Below are 16,969 nucleotides of genomic sequence, written 5' to 3'. Positions count from 1 at the left end.
AGATGAGTACGCGTACGGATGGGCTCCCACCTGCGAAGACAGCAGACTGGAAGCCATGGACAGGGCCGCTCGGCCCGCACCGCGGACACGGGGCCGCGGAGCGGACCGGGTCCCTGCACGGGGAAACGGAACGCCGGTGCGGCGGGCTCGGGGGGAACGAGCCCATGCCGCACCGGCGTTTTCCTTTGCCCGGCGCCGGCCCCGCGGGGCCGGCCCCGGCCCGACCGGCCCGGTCAGCCGCGATTCCGGAGGGGGAGGCGGACCCGGGCCGTCAGGGACGACAGGCGGGCCGAGACGGCGGCGGCGCGGAGCGAGAACGCGGCGGTGACGCGCGCCCCCGAGCGGGGGAACAGCAGTGCGCGCAGCCGGGCCCGGCGGCCCACGGCGGCCAGCAGGGCCGTACCGGCCAGTCGGACGTCGGCGGCCAGCTCCGGGTACGAGACGTCCGCGCCGGGCGGGGCGTACAGCGCCCGCTCCACCGCGCCCGCGACCCGGTGCACGGCCTGCGCGGGCTCACCGTCCAGCTTGCCCAGGACCACGACACGGCCCGCGGCCCGGCGCGGCGACAGTGCCTCGTCGGGCGGGACGCCCACGTCCCAGGCGCTGTCGCCGAGCTCCCGCCAGGCGGCCAGCACGTCCCGGGCGGCCAGCCGCCGCTCGCGGACCCGGCGGCGCCACAGCAGCGGCAGCAGCAGGAGCGCCACGGCAGCCAGCACGCCCCCGGTCCAGCCGAGGACAGCGCCCAGCGGGAAGCCGCCGGCACCCCGGCCGGTGCTCTGCTGCGCGGCCGGCACCCCGCACTCGCCGAGCTTCTTCAGCTCGGGCGGGCACGCCTCGGCCTGCGAGGGCATGGGCGCCGGGGCCGACGTGGACTGCGAGGGCAGCGCGGAGGGCGCGGACGGCTGCGGGGCCGGGGCCTCGGGGCGGCTGTAGTCCGGCAGCGAGATGCCCGAGCGGGGCGTCGGCTCGAACCGGGTCCAGCCCACGCCCTCGAAGTACAGCTCGGGCCAGGCGTGGGCGTCGCGCATCGAGACGTTCACGCTGCCGTCCGCCTGCTTCTCGCCCGGGGTGAAACCGACCGCGACCCGCGCCGGGATGCCCAGGGAGCGGGACATGGCCGCCATCGAGAAGGCGAAGTGGACGCAGAAGCCCTCCTTGTCCGCCAGGAAGCGGGCGATGGCCTGCGAGCCGGTCCCCGACGACACCTTGGTGTCGTAGCGGAAGCCGCCGTTCACCGCGAAGAAGTCCTGGAGCCGGACGGCCCGCGTGTAGTCGTCCTGCGCGCCCTGGGTGACCTTCCGCGCCGTCTCCGCCACCACCGGCGGCAGGTTGTCCGGCAGCTTCGTGTACTCCTCCCGCACCAGCGGGTTCGGTGCCGGGGCCGCCTGGAGCTGCGCGGCCGTGGGCCGCAGCAGCAGGCTGCGTACGGTGTACTGCGCGCCCTGCACGTTCTGGAAGCGGTCCTTGCCCAGCTGGTCGCCGACCAGGGTCCGGCCGGCGGGTTCGTACCGCCACTTGCCGGCGATGTCGATCTGCGTGGCCGGGTACGGCATCGGCAGGTAGCGCTGGGCGTACGTCCCGGCCGCCGAGACGGAGGTCCGCACCTCGGTCGCGCCCTCGCGCACCCGGTCGCCGAGCCCCGTCGGGTTCGGCAGCCGTTCGGGCACGTCCGTCAGCGGGCGCCCCGAGGCCTCCCACTTGACGCCGTTGAACTCGTCCAGCGCCAGGATCCGCAGGTACTGCTCGCCGAGCTGGGGGCTGTCCGTGCGGTACTTCAGCACCACCCGGTTGTCCTGCGCGTTCAGGCTGCTCTGCAGCGACACCAGCGGGTTCACCGCCGAGATGGTGCCGCCGCCCCGGCCCGAGGCGCCCGTCTCGTCGCCCTGGCCGCCCAGCAGCCCGCCGCCGAGCGACGGCAGTACGGCCGGCACCGCGACGGCCACGCCCAGCGCGACCACGCCGATCCGGCGCCCGAAGCGCACGGGCGCCACGGCCCGCCCGCCGCCCGCGCCGCCCCCGTACCCGGAGGCCGCCGACACCCGGGAGCTCGGGGCGCCGCCGAAGACCCGGCCCCACTGGGCCAGCCGGTCGCGGCCCTCCGACAGCAGCAGCATCAGGTAGCCGGCGCCGGCCAGCAGGAAGGCGAACCAGGAGCCGCCCTGGCCGGTGGAGAGCCCGGCCGCCACCGAGTACAGCGCCAGCAGCGGCAGCCCGGCCGCCGCGGCGGTCCGCAGCGTCACCGCGAGCACGTCCACCAGCAGCCCGACCGCCAGCACACCGGACAGCAGCAGCAGCCGGATGCCGTCGGTCAGCGGGGCCGGTATGGCGAACTCGCCCACGTCCCGCACGCCCTGCTGGAACAGTGCCCCGAAGTCGGTGACCAGGAAGGACAGTGGCCCGCCCCCCGTGGACTCGGCCTTGCCCGCGAAGAGGAGCGCGAGCAGCAGCAGCGACACCAGCAGCTGCGCCGCCACGGTCAGCGACCGGGCCAGCGGCACCCGCCGCCCGCCCGCGCCGACCGCGGCCTGTACGCCGAGCAGCGCGGCCGCCTGGAGCAGCCAGCCGGAGGACTCCACCAGCGGGGCCAGCGACCAGGAGGTCAGCAGCGTCGCCAGCATTGCGAAGAGCGTCACCCGCGTGCGCCCGCTCATCCCCGGCCTCCGGAGGTCTCCGGGCCGAGGGGAGCGTTCCCGGCCTGACGCCACAGTTCCGCGAAGGCGGCGCCGGGCGGGACGGCCAGCGCCGTCCAGCCCGCGTCGCGCAGCCTGCGCAGCCGCTCCTCCGCCCGCGAGGGCGCTCCGGTCCAGGTCGCGGAGTCCAGTACGAACGCCACCGCGGCCGCGCTGCGCTGCCGCATCCTGGCCGCCATCTCGGTCTGCTCCTCGTCCAGGTCGCCGAAGAAGGCGATGAGCAGGCCGTCGCCGCCGGAGGAGGCCAGGGCCGCTCCGTTGACGCGGACCGCTTCGTAGGCGCGGCCCAGGCCGCTGCCGTCGGAGTGGCCGACGACCGCGAGGGTGTCCATCATCAGCCCGGCCGCCGCGGCGGACTCCGCCCCGCCGGAGGAGAAGCCGCCGCCCTCGCCGGGCACCGAGTCGCCGGTGTCGGTCAGCAGCCGCACCGAGAACCCCTGCTCCAGGACGTGCAGCAGGGTGGAGGCGGCGGCGGACACGGCCCACTCGAAGGCGGAGTCGGGGCCGGCGCCCGCGTACGCCAGGTCGCGGGTGTCCAGCAGGACGGTGGCCTTGGTGCGCTGGGGCTGTTCCTCGCGGCGCACCATCAGCTCGCCGTAGCGGGCGGTGGAGCGCCAGTGGACCCGGCGCAGGTCGTCGCCGCGCCGGTAGGTGCGCGGGATCACGTCGTCGTCGCCGGCCAGCGCGAGCGAGCGGCGGCTGCCGTCGCCGTAGCCGCCGGCCTCGCCGGTCATCCGGACGGCGGGCAGGGGCTGGGTGCGCGGGACGACGGTGAGGGTGTCGTAGGCGGTGAAGGAGCGGGTCAGCTCGACCAGCCCGAAGGGGTCGGTCAGGCGCAGCTGGAGGGGGCCGAGGGGGTAGCGGCCGCGCAGGTCGGAGCGGACCCGGTAGGAGACCTCGCGGCGGCCGCCGGACTCGACCCGGTCCAGGACGAAGCGGGGCCGCGGGCCGAGGACGTACGGCACCCGGTCCTGGAGCATCAGCAGTCCGGTGGGGACGCGGGAGACGTTCTCCAGCCGCAGCTGCACCCGGGCCTCCCCGCCGGCGGGCACCCGCGGCGGGGTCAGGCGGCGGGTGGCGGTGACCCGGTGACGGGTGCGGTGCAGGGCGAGGACGCAGATCAGGGGGAGCACGACGAGCAGCAGTCCGACCCGCAGCAGCTGGCCCTGGCCCAGTACGTACGCGCAGACGGCGGCCGCGGCGCCGGCGGCCAGGAACGAGCGGCCCCGGGTGGTCAGCCCGGCGAGCGAGGTGCGCAGCCCGCCGGGTTCCCTGACCTGCCCGCCGGCGCCGTGCGGGGCACCGGCCGGCATCAGAAGCTCCGGGCGGCCGCGCCGGGCGGCATCTCGCCGCGGTGGTGCGCGGCGGGGACGGGGGTGCGCTGGAGGATGTCGTGGACGACCTGCTCGGCGGTGCGCCGGTTCAGCTGCGCCTGCGCGGTGGGCAGCAGCCGGTGGGCGAGGACGGGTGCGGCCAGCTGCTGGACGTCGTCGGGCAGGACGTAGTCCCGGCCGGACAGGGCGGCGGAGGCCTTGACGGCGCGCAGCAGGTGCAGGGTGGCGCGGGGCGAGGCGCCCAGCCGCAGCTCCGGGTGGCTGCGGGTGGCCGAGACCAGGTCGACCACGTAGCGGCGTACGGGTGCGGCGACGTACACCTCGCGGACGGCTTCGATCAGCTTGACCACGTCGTGGGCGTGCGCGACGGCGGTGAGGTCGTCGAGCGGGGAGGGCCCGCCGTGTACGTCGAGCATCTGGAGCTCGGCCTCGGGGCTGGGGTAGCCGACGGAGACGCGGGCCATGAAGCGGTCGCGCTGGGCCTCGGGGAGGGGGTAGGTGCCCTCCATCTCGACCGGGTTCTGGGTGGCGACGACCATGAACGGGCTGGGCAGGGCGTAGGTGGTGCCGTCGATGGTGACCTGGCGCTCCTCCATCGACTCCAGCAGCGCGGACTGGGTCTTGGGGGAGGCGCGGTTGATCTCGTCGCCGATGACGATCTGCGCGAAGATCGCGCCGGGCTTGAACTCGAACTCGCGGCGCTGCTGGTCGTAGATGCTGACGCCGGTGATGTCCGAGGGCAGCAGGTCCGGCGTGAACTGGATGCGCTGCACCGAGCAGTCGATGGACTTGGCGAGCGTCTTGGCCAGCATCGTCTTGCCGACGCCGGGGACGTCCTCGATCAGGAGGTGCCCCTCGGCCAGCAGCACGGTCAGTGCGAGCCGGACGACCTCGGGCTTGCCCTCGATCACGCTTTCGACCGACCGGCGGACCCGCTCGGCCGTGCTGGTCAGATCAGCGAGGCTCGCTCGGTCGTCGTACGTGGTCACCTGGTTCTCCTCGGCCCTTTCTCCGGGCCGACGCCGTTGGCGCATGAACCGGCCCACCCCGAAACACGGACACCGCCCCGGAAAGGTTCCGGGTGACGTCTCCCCGCATTCTTGACGGCGTCCGCCGGGTCTGTCACTCAGGTGGCCGGATCGATCTCGCGCAGGAGACCGGTGTGCACGTCGAAGACGAAGCCTCGCACATCGTCCTTGTGGAGCAGGAACGGGTTGGTCCGGACCCGCTGCATGGACTGGCGGACGTCCTGGTCGACGTCGCGGAAGGCCTCCACGGCCCAGGCGGGGCGCTGGCCGACCTCGTCCTCCAGCTCGTGCCGGAAGTCCTCGGTCAGGCTTTCGAGACCGCAGCCGGTGTGGTGGATGAGTATGACCGAACGGGTGCCGAGGGCCCGCTGGCTGATGGTGAGCGAGCGGATGGTGTCGTCGGTGACGACGCCGCCGGCGTTGCGGATGGTGTGGCAGTCGCCGAGCTCCAGGCCCAGGGCCTTGTGCAGGTCGAGGCGGGCGTCCATGCAGGCCACGACGGCCACGTGCAGGACGGGGCGGGCGTCCATGCCGGGGTCGGTGAACCGGGCGGCGTAGCGCTGGTTGGCGGCCACCAGGCGGTCGGTGACGGAGTCGCCGCCGGGCGTCGGGGACGCGGGGCCGGCGGGCAGGGATGCGGAAGTCGTCATGGTGAAGACGTTAGTGGTCACGGCTGGGAGAGGCACTGAGTGAGGCTGGACAAAGAACGTCAACGAGCCTTGTTGTGAGCTAACCCACAGGGGTGAGACGGGGGCGGCCGTTCGGGTGGTTCGCGGCTTTTGGGCATTGTCCCGGGGAAGGGCGCACCGGACGCGGGGCGGTTCGTTGACCGCGGCGACCGTTGCACTAAAGTGACGCGAACCGGCCGGAGCCCGGCCCTCACCGGCCGCCCGGCCCCCTGGTAACACTCCGCGTGCGCGGCGCGGCGTATGCCTGCCGCGCCGTTATCTGAGAGGGCGCTTTGACTAGCGAGTCCCGACATGTCCCGGTGATGCTCCAGCGGTGCCTGGACCTGTTGGCCCCGGCGCTGGAGAGGCCGGGGGCCGTCGTCGTCGACTGCACCCTCGGCCTCGGCGGCCACAGCGAGGCCCTGCTGACCCGGTTCCCCGAGGCGCGACTGATCGGCCTCGACCGCGACAAGGAGGCCCTGCGGCTCTCCGGGGAGCGGCTCGCGCCCTTCGGCGACCGGGCCACGCTCGTCCACGCGATCTACGCCGACCTCGCCGAGGTCCTCGACGGCCTCGGGCTCCCGGCCGTCCAGGGCATCCTCTTCGACCTCGGCGTCTCCTCCATGCAGCTCGACGAGGCCGACCGCGGGTTCGCGTACGCCCAGGACGCGCCGCTGGACATGCGCATGGACCAGACGACCGGCATCAGCGCCGCCGAGGTCCTCAACACCTACGCCCCCGGCGAGCTGGTGCGGATCCTGCGCCAGTACGGCGAGGAGAAGCAGGCCAAGCGGATCGTCTCCGCGATCGTGCGGGAACGGGAGAAGGAGCCCTTCTCCAACAGCGCGCGGCTCGTGGAGCTGATCCGCGACTCCCTGCCGCAGGCCGCCAAGCGCACCGGCGGCAACCCCGCCAAGCGGACCTTCCAGGCCCTGCGCATCGAGGTCAACGGAGAGCTCTCCGGCCTGGAGCGGGCCATCCCGGCCGCGGTCGACCGGATCGCCGTCGGCGGCCGGATCGCGGTGCTCTCGTACCACTCCCTGGAGGACCGTCTCGTGAAGCAGGTCTTCGCCGCCGGCGCCACCTCCACGGCCCCGCCGGGGCTGCCGGTCGTCCCGGAGAAGTACCAGCCGAAGCTGAAGCTGCTGACGCGCGGCGCGGAGCTGCCGACCGAGGAGGAGATCGCCGAGAACCGGCGGGCCGCCCCGGCCCGGTTCCGGGGCGTCGAGCGCATCCGCGAGGCGCGGCTGTGACGAAGGCCCGCGCGGGCGGGGGCGCCGCCCGGCCGAGGCCGCAGGGCGGCGGCGGGGCGGCGCGGATGCCGTTCGTCCTGCTGGTGGTGGCACTGCTCGCGGGCGGGCTGATCAGCCTGCTGCTGCTGAACTCGGCGCTGAACGAGGGCTCCTTCCAGCTGAGCCGGCTGAAGAAGGAGACCACCGCGCTGACGGACGAGCAGCAGGCGCTGCAGCGGGACGTGGACGCGTACTCGGCGCCGGACGCGCTTCAGCGGCGGGCGCGCGAGCTGGGGCTGGTGCCCGGGGGCAGCCCCGTCTTCCTCGGCCCCGACGGCAAGACCGCCGGCACCCCGGCACCGGCGGAGGCCCCGGCACCACCGCCGGCCCCGTCAGCCGCCCCGCCGGTTTCGCAGGGTCCCGCCCCGGGGTCGGCCGCCCCCTCGGCCCCGGCACCGGCTCCCAGCGGTACCCCGCAGCCCACCCCTACGCCAGGCAGGTGACGTCGTGACGCGGACCCCTGCGGGGCAACTCCCCGCCCCGCCCTTCCACCGTTCCCCGGGCGCCGCCCGGACCCGCGCCTCAAACGCCGGCGTGGCTGACGGGTCGGGCGCCGCCCGGACCCGCGCCTCAAACGCCGGCGTGGCTGACGGGTCGGGCGCCGCCCGGACCCGCGCCTCAAACGCCGGCGTGGCTGACGGGTCGGGCGCCGCCCGGACCCGCGCCTCATACGCCGGCGTGGCTGACGGGTCGGGCGTTGCCCGGACGCGGGCCTCATACGCCGGCGTGGCTGACGGGTCGGGCGTTGCCCGGACGCGGGCCTCATACGCCGGCGTGGCTGACGGGTCGGGCGTTGCCCGGACGCGGGCCTCGAGCGCCGGCGGCTGCCGCCGGGGGGTGCACCCGGCCGGGGGGCGCGTGCCGGAGGGGACCGGCCGCGACGGCTCGGGCCCCGGGGCCGCGTGCTCCCGCCCGGCCAGGGCAAGGGCGCGGCGGTGAGCCCCAAAGCGGCGGTGCCGCGGGCCAGGGTCAACGCCCGGCCAGGGCCCCCGCACACCATCCGGCTCGGGAACCCCAAGCCCCGGCTGCGCCTCGTCGGCGTCGGGCTCACCCTCGTCATGCTCGCCTTCGTCGTCCGGCTCCTCCAGGTGCAGGCCGTCGACGCCTCCGCGTACTCCGCCAAGGCCACCGAGAACCGCTTCGCCAGCCACACCCTGGCCGCCGAGCGCGGGGAGATCACCGACCGCAAGGGCGTGGCCCTGGCCACCAGCGTCGACGCGTACGACATCACCGCCGACCCGAAGATGTTCACCCCGCAGGAGAGCAAGGCCCCCGACGCCCCCCAGCAGGCCGCCGCCCTCCTCGCGCCCATCCTCGGAGCGGACCCCGCGGAGCTCGCCAAGCGCCTCCAGACCAAGAACAGCCGCTACGTGATCCTGGCCCGCCGCCAGACCCCCCAGGTCTGGAACCAGATCAAGGACCTCAAGAAGCTCTTCGCCGACAAGGCGGCCGCCGACAAGAAGAAGAACGGCCCCGGCGCCAACGTCATCGCCGGCGTCTTCAACGAGGTCAGCAGCAAGCGCGTGTACCCGAACGGCGACCTCGCCGCCGGGATACTGGGTTACGTCAACGCCGACGGCAAGGGCGGCGGCGGCCTGGAGTCCGCCCTCGACAAGAAGCTCGCCGGCAAGGACGGCGAACTGACCTACGCCCAGTCCGGCGGCCGCCGCGTCCCCACCGCGGGATCCAGCGAGAAGCCCGCCGTGCCCGGCGACGACATCGAGCTGACCATCGACCGCGACATCCAGTGGGCCGCGCAGAGCGCCATCGCCGAACAGGTCGAGAAGTCCGGCGCCGACCGCGGCTACGTCATCGTCCAGGACACCCGCACCGGCGAGGTGCTGGCCATGGCCAACGCCCCCGGCTTCGACCCCAACGACCTCACCCGGGCCCGCTCCACCGCGATGGGCAATGCCGCGCTCCAGGACGTGTACGAGCCCGGCTCCACCGCCAAGGTGATGTCCATGGCTGCCGTCCTGGAGGAGAAGAAGGCCCGACCCGACACCCGCGTCGAGGTCCCCAACCGGCTCCACCGCGGCGACCGGCTCTTCAAGGACGACGTCGACCACCCGACCTGGTACCTGACCCTCAACGGGGTACTCGCCAAGTCCTCCAACATCGGCACCATCCTGGCCACCGGCCAGCTCGGCGCCACCCAGTCCGAGGCCAACAAGGTCCTCTACTCCTACCTGGACAAGTTCGGCATCGGACGCCCCACCGGCCTGAACTACCCCGGTGAGTCCCGCGGCATCCTCGCCAGGCCCGAGGCCTGGTCCACCTCCCAGCAGTACACGATCCCCTTCGGCCAGGGCCTGTCCCTCAACGCCATGCAGGCCGCCTCCGTCTACTCCACCATCGCCAACGGCGGCGTCCGCATCACCCCGACCCTGGTCCGCGGCACCAAGGGCCCCGACGGCCGCTTCACCCCGGCCCCGGCCCCCGAACAGACCAGGGTGATCAGCGCCGAAACGGCCAAGACCCTCGCCGAGATGCTCGAATCCGTCGTCGACGACCAGGAGGGCACCGGCACCAAGGCGAAGATCCCCGGCTACCGGGTCGGCGGGAAGACCGGCACCTCCAACCGGGTGGATCCCGCCACCGGCCGCTACAAGGGCTACACCGCCTCCTTCGCCGGCTTCGCCCCCGCCGACAACCCCCGCATCACCGTCTACTGCGCCATCCAGAACCCCACCAAGGGCAGCTACTTCGGCGGCCAGATCTGCGGCCCGATCTACAAGACGGTCATGGAGTTCGCCCTCAAGACCCTCCAGGTCGCACCCACCGGAACGGCCCCCGCCGGCCTGCCCGTGACCTACGACGCGGCCCCGCCGCCCGCCGCCCCGAGCAGCGCCCCCACCGGTCCCCAGCCCGGGCCGTGAACCGACCGTCCAGCCACCAGAGCGCGAGGCACGACCAGTGACAACGATCACCCCGGAACCGGGGAACCAGACGGCCGCCGGCGCCGAAGCGGGCCCCTCGCTTCGCGAGCGGCCCGCCGCGCCCGGTACGCTCACCGCCGTGCCTCACGCTGATCAGCCCAGAACCGCCCAGAAAGACGCCCCGGCAGCGCCGCCGGGAGCGCCCCGGCCCGTGTCCGCCCGCCCGACCCCCCTGGGCGAGCTGGCCACCCTGCTGGGTCTGCCCGAGTCCGGCGCCGCTCAGATCACCGGCATCACGCACGACTCCCGTGCGGTACGCCCCGGCGACCTGTACGCGGCCCTGCCCGGCGCCCGGCTGCACGGCGCCGACTTCGCCGCCCAGGCGGCCGCCCTCGGCGCCGCCGCCGTGCTGACCGACCCGGAGGGCGCCGAGCGCGCCGCCGCGACCGGCCTGCCGGTCCTGGCCGTCGCCGACCCGCGCGGCCGGATGGGCGAGCTCGCCGCCGAGATCTACGGCCGGCCCGGCGAGGGCCTGCTCCAGCTCGGCATCACCGGCACCTCCGGGAAGACCACCACCGCGTACCTCGTCGAAGGCGGGCTGCGCGCGGCGGGACGCACCACCGGACTCGTCGGCACCGTCGAGATGCGCATCGGCGACGAGCGCATCAAGTCCGAGCGGACCACCCCCGAGGCCACCGACCTCCAGGCCCTGTTCGCCGTCATGCGCGAACGCGGCGTCGAGGCCGTCGCCATGGAGGTCTCCAGCCACGCCCTGGTCCTGGGCCGGGTCGACGGCTGCGTCTTCGACGTCGCCGTCTTCAACAACCTGAGCCCGGAACACATGGAGTTCCACACCGGCATGGAGGACTACTTCCAGGCCAAGGCGCAGCTCTTCACCGCGCGCCGGGCCCGCCTCGGCGTGGTGAACCTCGACGACGAGTACGGCCGCCGCCTCGCCAAGGAGGCGCCGATCCCGGTCGTCACCTTCTCCGCCGCCGGTGACCCGGCCGCCGACTGGCGCGCCGAGGACGTGGTCAGCGGCCACATGGACTCCACCCTGACCCTGGTCGGCCCCGAAGGACAGCGCGTACGGGCCAAGGCCCCGCTGCCCGGACCGTTCAACGTCGCCAACACCGTCGCCGCGATCGTCACGCTCGCCGCGGCCGGCCTCGACCCGCAGACCGCCGCCGACGGCGTCGCCGCGGTCCCCGGCGTCCCCGGCCGCCTGGAGCGGGTCGACGCGGGGCAGCCGTACCTGGCCGTCGTCGACTACGCCCACAAGACGGACGCCGTCGAGTCGGTGCTGCGCGCCCTGCGCGAGGTCACCACCGGCAAGCTGCACATCGTCCTCGGCTGCGGCGGTGACCGCGACACCACCAAGCGCGCCCCGATGGGTGCCGCGGCGGCCCGGTACGCCGACACCGCCGTCCTGACCTCCGACAACCCGCGCTCCGAGGACCCCCTGAAGATCCTCGCCGCGATGTTCGAGGGTGCCGTCTCCGTGCCCGCCGGGGAACGCGGCACCGTCCTCGTCGACGCCGACCGGGCCGCGGCCATCGCCGCCGCCGTCGCGCGCGCCGAGGCCGGCGACACCGTCCTCGTCGCCGGCAAGGGCCACGAGCAGGGCCAGGACACCGCCGGCGTCGTACGCCCCTTCGACGACCGCGCCGTGCTCCGCGCGGCCATCGAGAACCAGCAGCTCAGCGCCCGACAGGCCGAGGTGGACCAGTGATCGCCCTTACCCTCGCCGAGATCGCCGACATCACCGGCGGGCGGCCCCACGACATACCGGATCCGTCGGTGCGGATCGCCGGACCCGTCGTCATCGACTCCCGCCAGGTGGAGCCCGGCAGCCTCTTCGCCGCCTTCGAGGGCGAGCACGTCGACGGCCACGACTACGCCGAGCGGGCCGTCGCCGCCGGCGCCGCCGCCGTCCTCGCCGCCCGGCCCGTCGGCGTACCCGCGATCGTGGTGCCCGACGTGGAGAAGGCGCTGGGAGCCCTCGCCCGCACCGTCGTCGAACGTCTCGGCACCGACGTGGTCGCCCTGACCGGCTCCGCCGGCAAGACCTCCACCAAGGACCTCATCGCCCAGGTGCTCCAGCACCACGCGCCCACGGTGTGGACGCCCGGCTCCCTCAACAACGAGATCGGCCTGCCGCTCACCGCGCTGAAGGCCACCGCGGAAACCCGCCACCTGGTCCTGGAGATGGGCGCCCGCGGCATCGGCCACATCGCCTACCTGACCGGCCTGACCCCGCCGCGCATCGGCCTCGTCCTGAACGTCGGCACCGCCCACATCGGCGAGTTCGGCGGACGGGAGGCCATCGCCCAGGCCAAGGGCGAGCTGGTCGAGGCGCTGCCGTCCGAGGCCGAGGGCGGCGTCGCCGTACTCAACGCCGACGACCTGCTCGTGCGCGCCATGTCCGCCCGCACGAAGGCCCGTACGGTCCTCTTCGGCGAGGCCGAGGACGCCGACGTACGCGCCACCGAGGTCCGGCTGACGGCCGCGGGACAGCCCTCCTTCACACTCCACACACCGACCGGGTGCAGCGATGTGACCTTGCGGCTGTACGGTGAGCACCACGTGTCGAACGCGCTCGCCGCGGCCGCCGTCGCCCATGTCCTGGGCATGCCGGCCGAGGAGATCGCCACAGCGCTCTCCGGAGCGGGCACGCTGTCCCGGTGGCGGATGGAGGTCACCGAGCGCGAGGACGGCGTGACGATCGTCAACGACGCCTACAACGCGAACCCGGAGTCCATGCGGGCCGCCCTGCGCGCACTCGTCGCGATGGGGGAGGCCGGCAAGGCGGACGGGGGTCGTACGTGGGCGGTGCTCGGCCCCATGGCCGAGCTCGGCGACGCATCGCTGGCCGAGCACGACGCGGTGGGGCGGCTTGCCGTCCGGCTCAACGTGAGCAGGCTCGTGGCAGTCGGGGGCAGGGAAGCGTCCTGGCTGCAACTGGGCGCATATAACGAGGGTTCGTGGGGTGAGGAGTCGGTGCTCGTGTCCGACGCGCAGGCGGCCGTCGACCTGTTGCGCAGTGAACTGCGCCCGGGGGACGTCGTGCTGGTGAAGGCTTCCAGGTCGGTCGGTCTGGAGCGGGTGGCGCTGGCGCTGCTCGAGGGCGAGGGCGAGGTCGCCGGCCGATGAGGCAGATCCTGTTCGCCGGTGTCATCGGCATGTTCCTGACCGTCATCGGCACGCCGCTGCTGATCAAGCTGCTGGCCCGCAAGGGCTACGGCCAGTTCATCCGCGACGACGGTCCGCGCGGCCACGCCGGTAAGAAGGGCACGCCCACCATGGGCGGTATCTCCTTCATCCTGGCCACGCTCATCGCGTACGCCCTGACCAAGGTCATCACCGGTGAGGAGCCGAGCTTCTCGGGCCTGCTGGTGCTGTTCCTGATGGCGGGCATGGGCCTGGTCGGCTACCTCGACGACTACATCAAGATCGTCAAGCGGCGTTCGCTCGGTCTGCGGGCCAAGGCCAAGATGGCCGGCCAGCTGATCGTCGGCATCGCCTTCGCCGTGCTCGCGCTCCAGTTCAAGGACTCGCGCGGACTGACCCCGGCCTCGGAGAAGCTCTCGTTCGTCACGGACTTCGGCTGGTCCATCGGGCCGGTGCTGTTCGTGGTCTGGGCCCTGTTCATGATCCTGGCCATGTCCAACGGCGTGAACCTGACCGACGGCCTCGACGGCCTCGCGACGGGCGCCGCCGTGATGGTCTTCGGCGCCTACACCTTCATCGGCGTCTGGCAGTTCCAGGAGTCCTGCGCCAACGCGGTCGACCTCACCAACCCGAACGCCTGCTTCGAGGTGCGCGACCCGCTGGACCTCGCGGTCGTCGCCTCGGCCCTGATGGGCGCCTGCTTCGGCTTCCTGTGGTGGAACACCTCGCCCGCCAAGATCTTCATGGGCGACACCGGTTCGCTCGCGCTGGGCGGCGCCCTCGCGGGCCTGGCCATCTGCTCCCGCACGGAGTTCCTGATGGCCCTCCTCGGCGGCCTCTTCGTGCTCATCACGATGTCGGTCGTCATCCAGGTCGGCTCCTTCAAGCTGACCGGGAAGCGCGTCTTCCGGATGGCCCCGCTCCAGCACCACTTCGAACTCAAGGGCTGGTCCGAAGTCCTCGTCGTGGTCCGCTTCTGGATCATCCAGGGCATGTGCGTGATCGTCGGTCTCGGTCTCTTCTACGCGGGATGGGCAGCAGACAAGTGACCTCCTGGCAGGACAGGAACATCACCGTCGCCGGTCTCGGCGTGAGCGGCATCAGCGCCGCCCGCGCCCTGGCCGGCCTCGGCGCGGTCGTGACCGTGGTCGACGGCGGCGACAGCGAGGGCCACCGGGCCCGGGCCGCGGAGCTGGAGGCGCAGGCCAAGGGCGTCTCCGTACGCCTCGGCGACGCCGAGACCCTCCCCGAGGGCACCGACCTGGTCGTGACCTCCCCGGGCTGGAAGCCCGACAGCCCGCTCTTCCTGGAGGCCGCCAAGGCGGGCGTGGACGTCGTCGGCGACGTCGAGATCGCCTGGCAGCTGCGCGGCGAGAACGCCGCGCCCTGGCTCGCCATCACCGGCACCAACGGCAAGACCACCACCACCCAGATGCTGGCGTCGATCCTGAAGGCGGCCGGTCTGAAGACCGCCGCCGTCGGCAACATCGGCACCCCCATCATCGACGTGGTGACCGGCGACGAGCGGTACGACGTGCTCGCCGTCGAGCTCTCCAGCTACCAGCTGCACTGGGCCCCCTCGGTGCGCGCCCACTCCGCGGCCGTGCTCAACCTGGCCCCGGACCACCTCGACTGGCACGGCTCCATGGAGGCGTACGCCGCCGACAAGGGCCGCATCTACGAGGGCAACACCATCGCCTGCGTCTACAACGTCGCCGACCCGGCCACCGAGCACCTGGTCGAGGAGGCTGACGTCGAGGAGGGCTGCCGGGCCATCGGCTTCACCCTCGGCGCCCCCGGCCCCTCCATGCTCGGCGTGGTCGACGGGATCCTCGTGGACCGGGCGTTCGTGCAGAACCGGCAGAAGAACGCCCAGGAGCTGGCGCACGTCGACGACGTCAACCCGCCCGCCCCCCACAACATCGCCAACGCCCTCGCGGCCGCGGCCCTGGCCCGCGCCTTCGGCGTCGAGCCGCGCGCGGTCCGCGACGGGCTGCGGGACTTCCGTCCCGACGCGCACCGCGTCGCGTTCGTGGACGAGGTCGAGGGGGTCCGCTACGTCGACGACTCCAAGGCCACCAACACGCACGCCGCGGAGGCCTCCCTGGCGGCCTTCGAACCGGTCGTCTGGATCGCCGGGGGCCTTGCCAAGGGCGCGACCTTCGACGAGCTCGTCCAGAAGTCCGCGAAGCGGCTGCGCGGCGTGGTGCTGATGGGCGCCGACCGGGCGCTGATCGCCGAGGCGCTGGCGCGACACGCGCCCGAGGTCCCGGTGACCGACCTCGAACGGACCGACACTGGGGCGATGCTCGCAGCGGTCCGGGAAGCGGCCCGGCTCGCGGAGCCCGGGGACACGGTCCTGCTGGCGCCCGCGTGTGCGTCGATGGACATGTTCGCGAACTACAACAAGCGTGGGGACGCGTTCGCCGACGCGGTGCGCGAACTGGCCTCCGGGAGTGCCGCGGACACGGCCTAGGCCGGGGCACCGGTACAGGTTCCCTCCGGCCGGCCGCTCGCCCCGTACGAGTGGAGGGGAAGATCACAGATGCCGGCCAAGCAGATGCTGCCGGGGCGGCGGCCCGCCGCCGTCAGGGCGCAGGGCCGCAAACGCCCGGCGGGCGGGGCCAAACGGCCCGGCGGGCGCGGGCCGCTGTCCGGGCTGCGGCGTACGCAGCGGCAGTTGAGCAAGGCCTGGGACCGCCCGCTCACGGCGTATTACCTGATTTTCGGCAGCTCGTTGCTCATCACCGTGCTCGGGCTGGTGATGGTCTACTCGGCCTCCATGATCAAGGCGCTCCAGCTGGGCCTGGGCGACGCCTACTTCTTCAAGAAGCAGTTCCTGGCCGCCCTCATCGGCGGCGTCCTGCTCTTCGCCGCCTCCCGGATGCCGGTCAAGCTGCACCGGGCCCTGTCCTATCCGGTGCTCGCCGGCACCCTGTTCCTGATGGTCCTGGTCCAGGTCCCCGGGATAGGGGTCTCGATCAACGGCAACCAGAACTGGATCTCCCTGGGCGGCCCGTTCATGCTCCAGCCCAGCGAGTTCGGCAAGCTCGCGCTGATCCTGTGGGGCGCCGACCTGCTGGCCCGCAAGGGCGACAAGGGGCTGCTGACCCAGTGGAAGCACCTGCTGGTGCCGTTGGTCCCGGTGGCCTTCCTGCTGCTCGGGCTGATCATGCTCGGCGGGGACATGGGCACCGCGATGATCCTCGGGGCCGTCCTCTTCGGGCTGCTGTGGCTGGCCGGGGCGCCGACGCGGCTGTTCGTGGGCGTGCTCGCCTTCGCGGGTGTGATCGTCGCACTGCTCATCAAGACCAGCCCGCACCGCATGGACCGGCTCGCCTGCCTCGGGGCGACGGAACCGGGCAAGAACGACCTCTGCTGGCAAGCCGTACACGGGATCTACGCCCTCGCGTCCGGCGGATGGTTCGGTTCCGGTCTCGGGGCGAGTGTGGAAAAATGGGGTCAACTGCCCGAAGCCCACACCGACTTCATCTTTGCCATCACCGGTGAGGAACTGGGCCTGGCAGGGACGCTGTCGGTGCTCGCCCTGTTCGCGGCTCTAGGCTATGCGGGTATCCGCGTGGCCGGACGCACGGAGGACTCCTTCGTACGGTATGCCGCGGGAGGCGTGACCACCTGGATCACGGCCCAGGCCGTGATCAACATCGGTGCGGTGCTCGGCCTGCTGCCGATCGCCGGGGTCCCCCTCCCGCTGTTCTCCTACGGAGGGTCGGCCCTGCTGCCGACCATGTTCGCGGTCGGACTGCTCATCGCGTTCGCGCGGGAGGAACCGGCGGCGCGGGCGGCGCTCGCGATGCGACAGCCGAGAGCCGGCTGGAAGCGGAGCGGGCCGATATGGAAGTCGATGAGACGGCGCGTCAAGAGGCGTCCGTCCGGAGAGCGGTGA

At 73.3% G+C, this 16,969-nt stretch carries 12 protein-coding genes; 8 read left to right on the top strand and 4 right to left on the bottom strand.

Annotated features, from left to right (window positions below; genetic code table 11):
• Positions 1-233: 233 nt before the first annotated feature.
• From D1J60_RS10020 to D1J60_RS10005, 4 genes are all read right to left on the bottom strand, one after another.
• Entirely contained in the window at positions 234-2,651 is a 2,418-nt protein-coding gene (locus D1J60_RS10020) for a DUF3488 and transglutaminase-like domain-containing protein (protein ID WP_125820868.1), read from the bottom strand.
• A complete protein-coding gene (locus D1J60_RS10015; RefSeq protein ID WP_125820867.1) occupies positions 2,648-4,003 on the bottom strand; it encodes a DUF58 domain-containing protein in 1,356 nt (451 codons plus the stop codon). Before D1J60_RS10015 ends, D1J60_RS10020 begins: the two co-directional genes overlap by 4 nt.
• Positions 4,003-5,013, bottom strand: coding sequence for a MoxR family ATPase (locus tag D1J60_RS10010; protein WP_007263619.1), 1,011 nt, complete (start codon positions 5,011-5,013; stop codon positions 4,003-4,005). Before D1J60_RS10010 ends, D1J60_RS10015 begins: the two co-directional genes overlap by 1 nt.
• Positions 5,014-5,150: 137 nt before the next feature.
• Positions 5,151-5,702, bottom strand: coding sequence for a carbonic anhydrase (locus D1J60_RS10005; protein ID WP_125596274.1), 552 nt, complete (start codon positions 5,700-5,702; stop codon positions 5,151-5,153).
• Between the two features lie 311 nt (positions 5,703-6,013).
• Between D1J60_RS10005 and rsmH the strand changes: the two genes are divergently transcribed.
• The 8 genes from rsmH (at position 6,014) to ftsW (ending at position 16,969) form a co-directional block, all read left to right on the top strand.
• Positions 6,014-6,973 carry a 16S rRNA (cytosine(1402)-N(4))-methyltransferase RsmH gene (gene rsmH / locus D1J60_RS10000; protein ID WP_125596271.1) on the top strand — a complete coding sequence of 320 codons (960 nt, stop codon included), beginning with the start codon at positions 6,014-6,016 and terminating at the stop codon, positions 6,971-6,973.
• Between the two features lie 65 nt (positions 6,974-7,038).
• Positions 7,039-7,455 carry a hypothetical protein gene (locus D1J60_RS09995; protein ID WP_125823949.1) on the top strand — a complete coding sequence of 139 codons (417 nt, stop codon included), beginning with the start codon at positions 7,039-7,041 and terminating at the stop codon, positions 7,453-7,455.
• A gap of 510 nt (positions 7,456-7,965) precedes the next feature.
• Positions 7,966-9,891, top strand: coding sequence for a penicillin-binding protein 2 (locus tag D1J60_RS09990; protein ID WP_241253546.1), 1,926 nt, complete (start codon positions 7,966-7,968; stop codon positions 9,889-9,891).
• Positions 9,892-9,928: 37 nt separating this feature from the next.
• Entirely contained in the window at positions 9,929-11,623 is a 1,695-nt protein-coding gene (locus D1J60_RS09985; RefSeq protein WP_125820866.1) for a UDP-N-acetylmuramoyl-L-alanyl-D-glutamate--2,6-diaminopimelate ligase, read from the top strand.
• Positions 11,620-13,044: a UDP-N-acetylmuramoyl-tripeptide--D-alanyl-D-alanine ligase gene (gene murF / locus D1J60_RS09980; protein WP_125598174.1), complete on the top strand. Its 1,425-nt coding sequence runs from the start codon at positions 11,620-11,622 to the stop codon at positions 13,042-13,044. The genes D1J60_RS09985 and murF overlap by 4 nt, the downstream gene beginning before the upstream one ends.
• Complete coding sequence (gene mraY / locus D1J60_RS09975) at positions 13,041-14,111, top strand: phospho-N-acetylmuramoyl-pentapeptide-transferase (protein ID WP_007263612.1); 1,071 nt, start codon at positions 13,041-13,043, stop codon at positions 14,109-14,111. The genes murF and mraY overlap by 4 nt, the downstream gene beginning before the upstream one ends.
• On the top strand, positions 14,093-15,538 hold the full coding sequence (gene murD / locus D1J60_RS09970) for a UDP-N-acetylmuramoyl-L-alanine--D-glutamate ligase (protein ID WP_125598171.1): 1,446 nt from the start codon (positions 14,093-14,095) through the stop codon (positions 15,536-15,538). Before mraY ends, murD begins: the two co-directional genes overlap by 19 nt.
• A 69-nt stretch (positions 15,539-15,607) precedes the next feature.
• Entirely contained in the window at positions 15,608-16,969 is a 1,362-nt protein-coding gene (gene ftsW / locus D1J60_RS09965; RefSeq protein ID WP_125598168.1) for a putative lipid II flippase FtsW, read from the top strand.

Source organism: Streptomyces sp. W1SF4 (assembly GCF_003950035.1).
Classification (GTDB): domain Bacteria; phylum Actinomycetota; class Actinomycetes; order Streptomycetales; family Streptomycetaceae; genus Streptomyces; species Streptomyces racemochromogenes.
The sequence above is the reverse complement of the archived record's forward strand: the minus strand, read 5'-3'. Positions and strand labels throughout refer to the sequence as shown.

Bases quoted from the DNA above. Each gene is read 5' to 3' on its own strand.
- D1J60_RS09995 (WP_125823949.1), top strand. From the start codon at position 7,039: ATGCCGTTCGTCCTGCTGGTGGTGGCACTGCTCGCGGGCGGGCTGATC.
- mraY (WP_007263612.1), top strand. From the start codon at position 13,041: ATGAGGCAGATCCTGTTCGCCGGTGTCATCGGCATGTTCCTGACCGTC.
- ftsW (WP_125598168.1), top strand. From the start codon at position 15,608: ATGCCGGCCAAGCAGATGCTGCCGGGGCGGCGGCCCGCCGCCGTCAGG.
- D1J60_RS10020 (WP_125820868.1), bottom strand. From the start codon at position 2,651: ATGAGCGGGCGCACGCGGGTGACGCTCTTCGCAATGCTGGCGACGCTG.
- D1J60_RS10015 (WP_125820867.1), bottom strand. From the start codon at position 4,003: ATGCCGGCCGGTGCCCCGCACGGCGCCGGCGGGCAGGTCAGGGAACCC.
- D1J60_RS10005 (WP_125596274.1), bottom strand. From the start codon at position 5,702: ATGACGACTTCCGCATCCCTGCCCGCCGGCCCCGCGTCCCCGACGCCC.
- murD (WP_125598171.1), top strand. From the start codon at position 14,093: ATGGGCAGCAGACAAGTGACCTCCTGGCAGGACAGGAACATCACCGTC.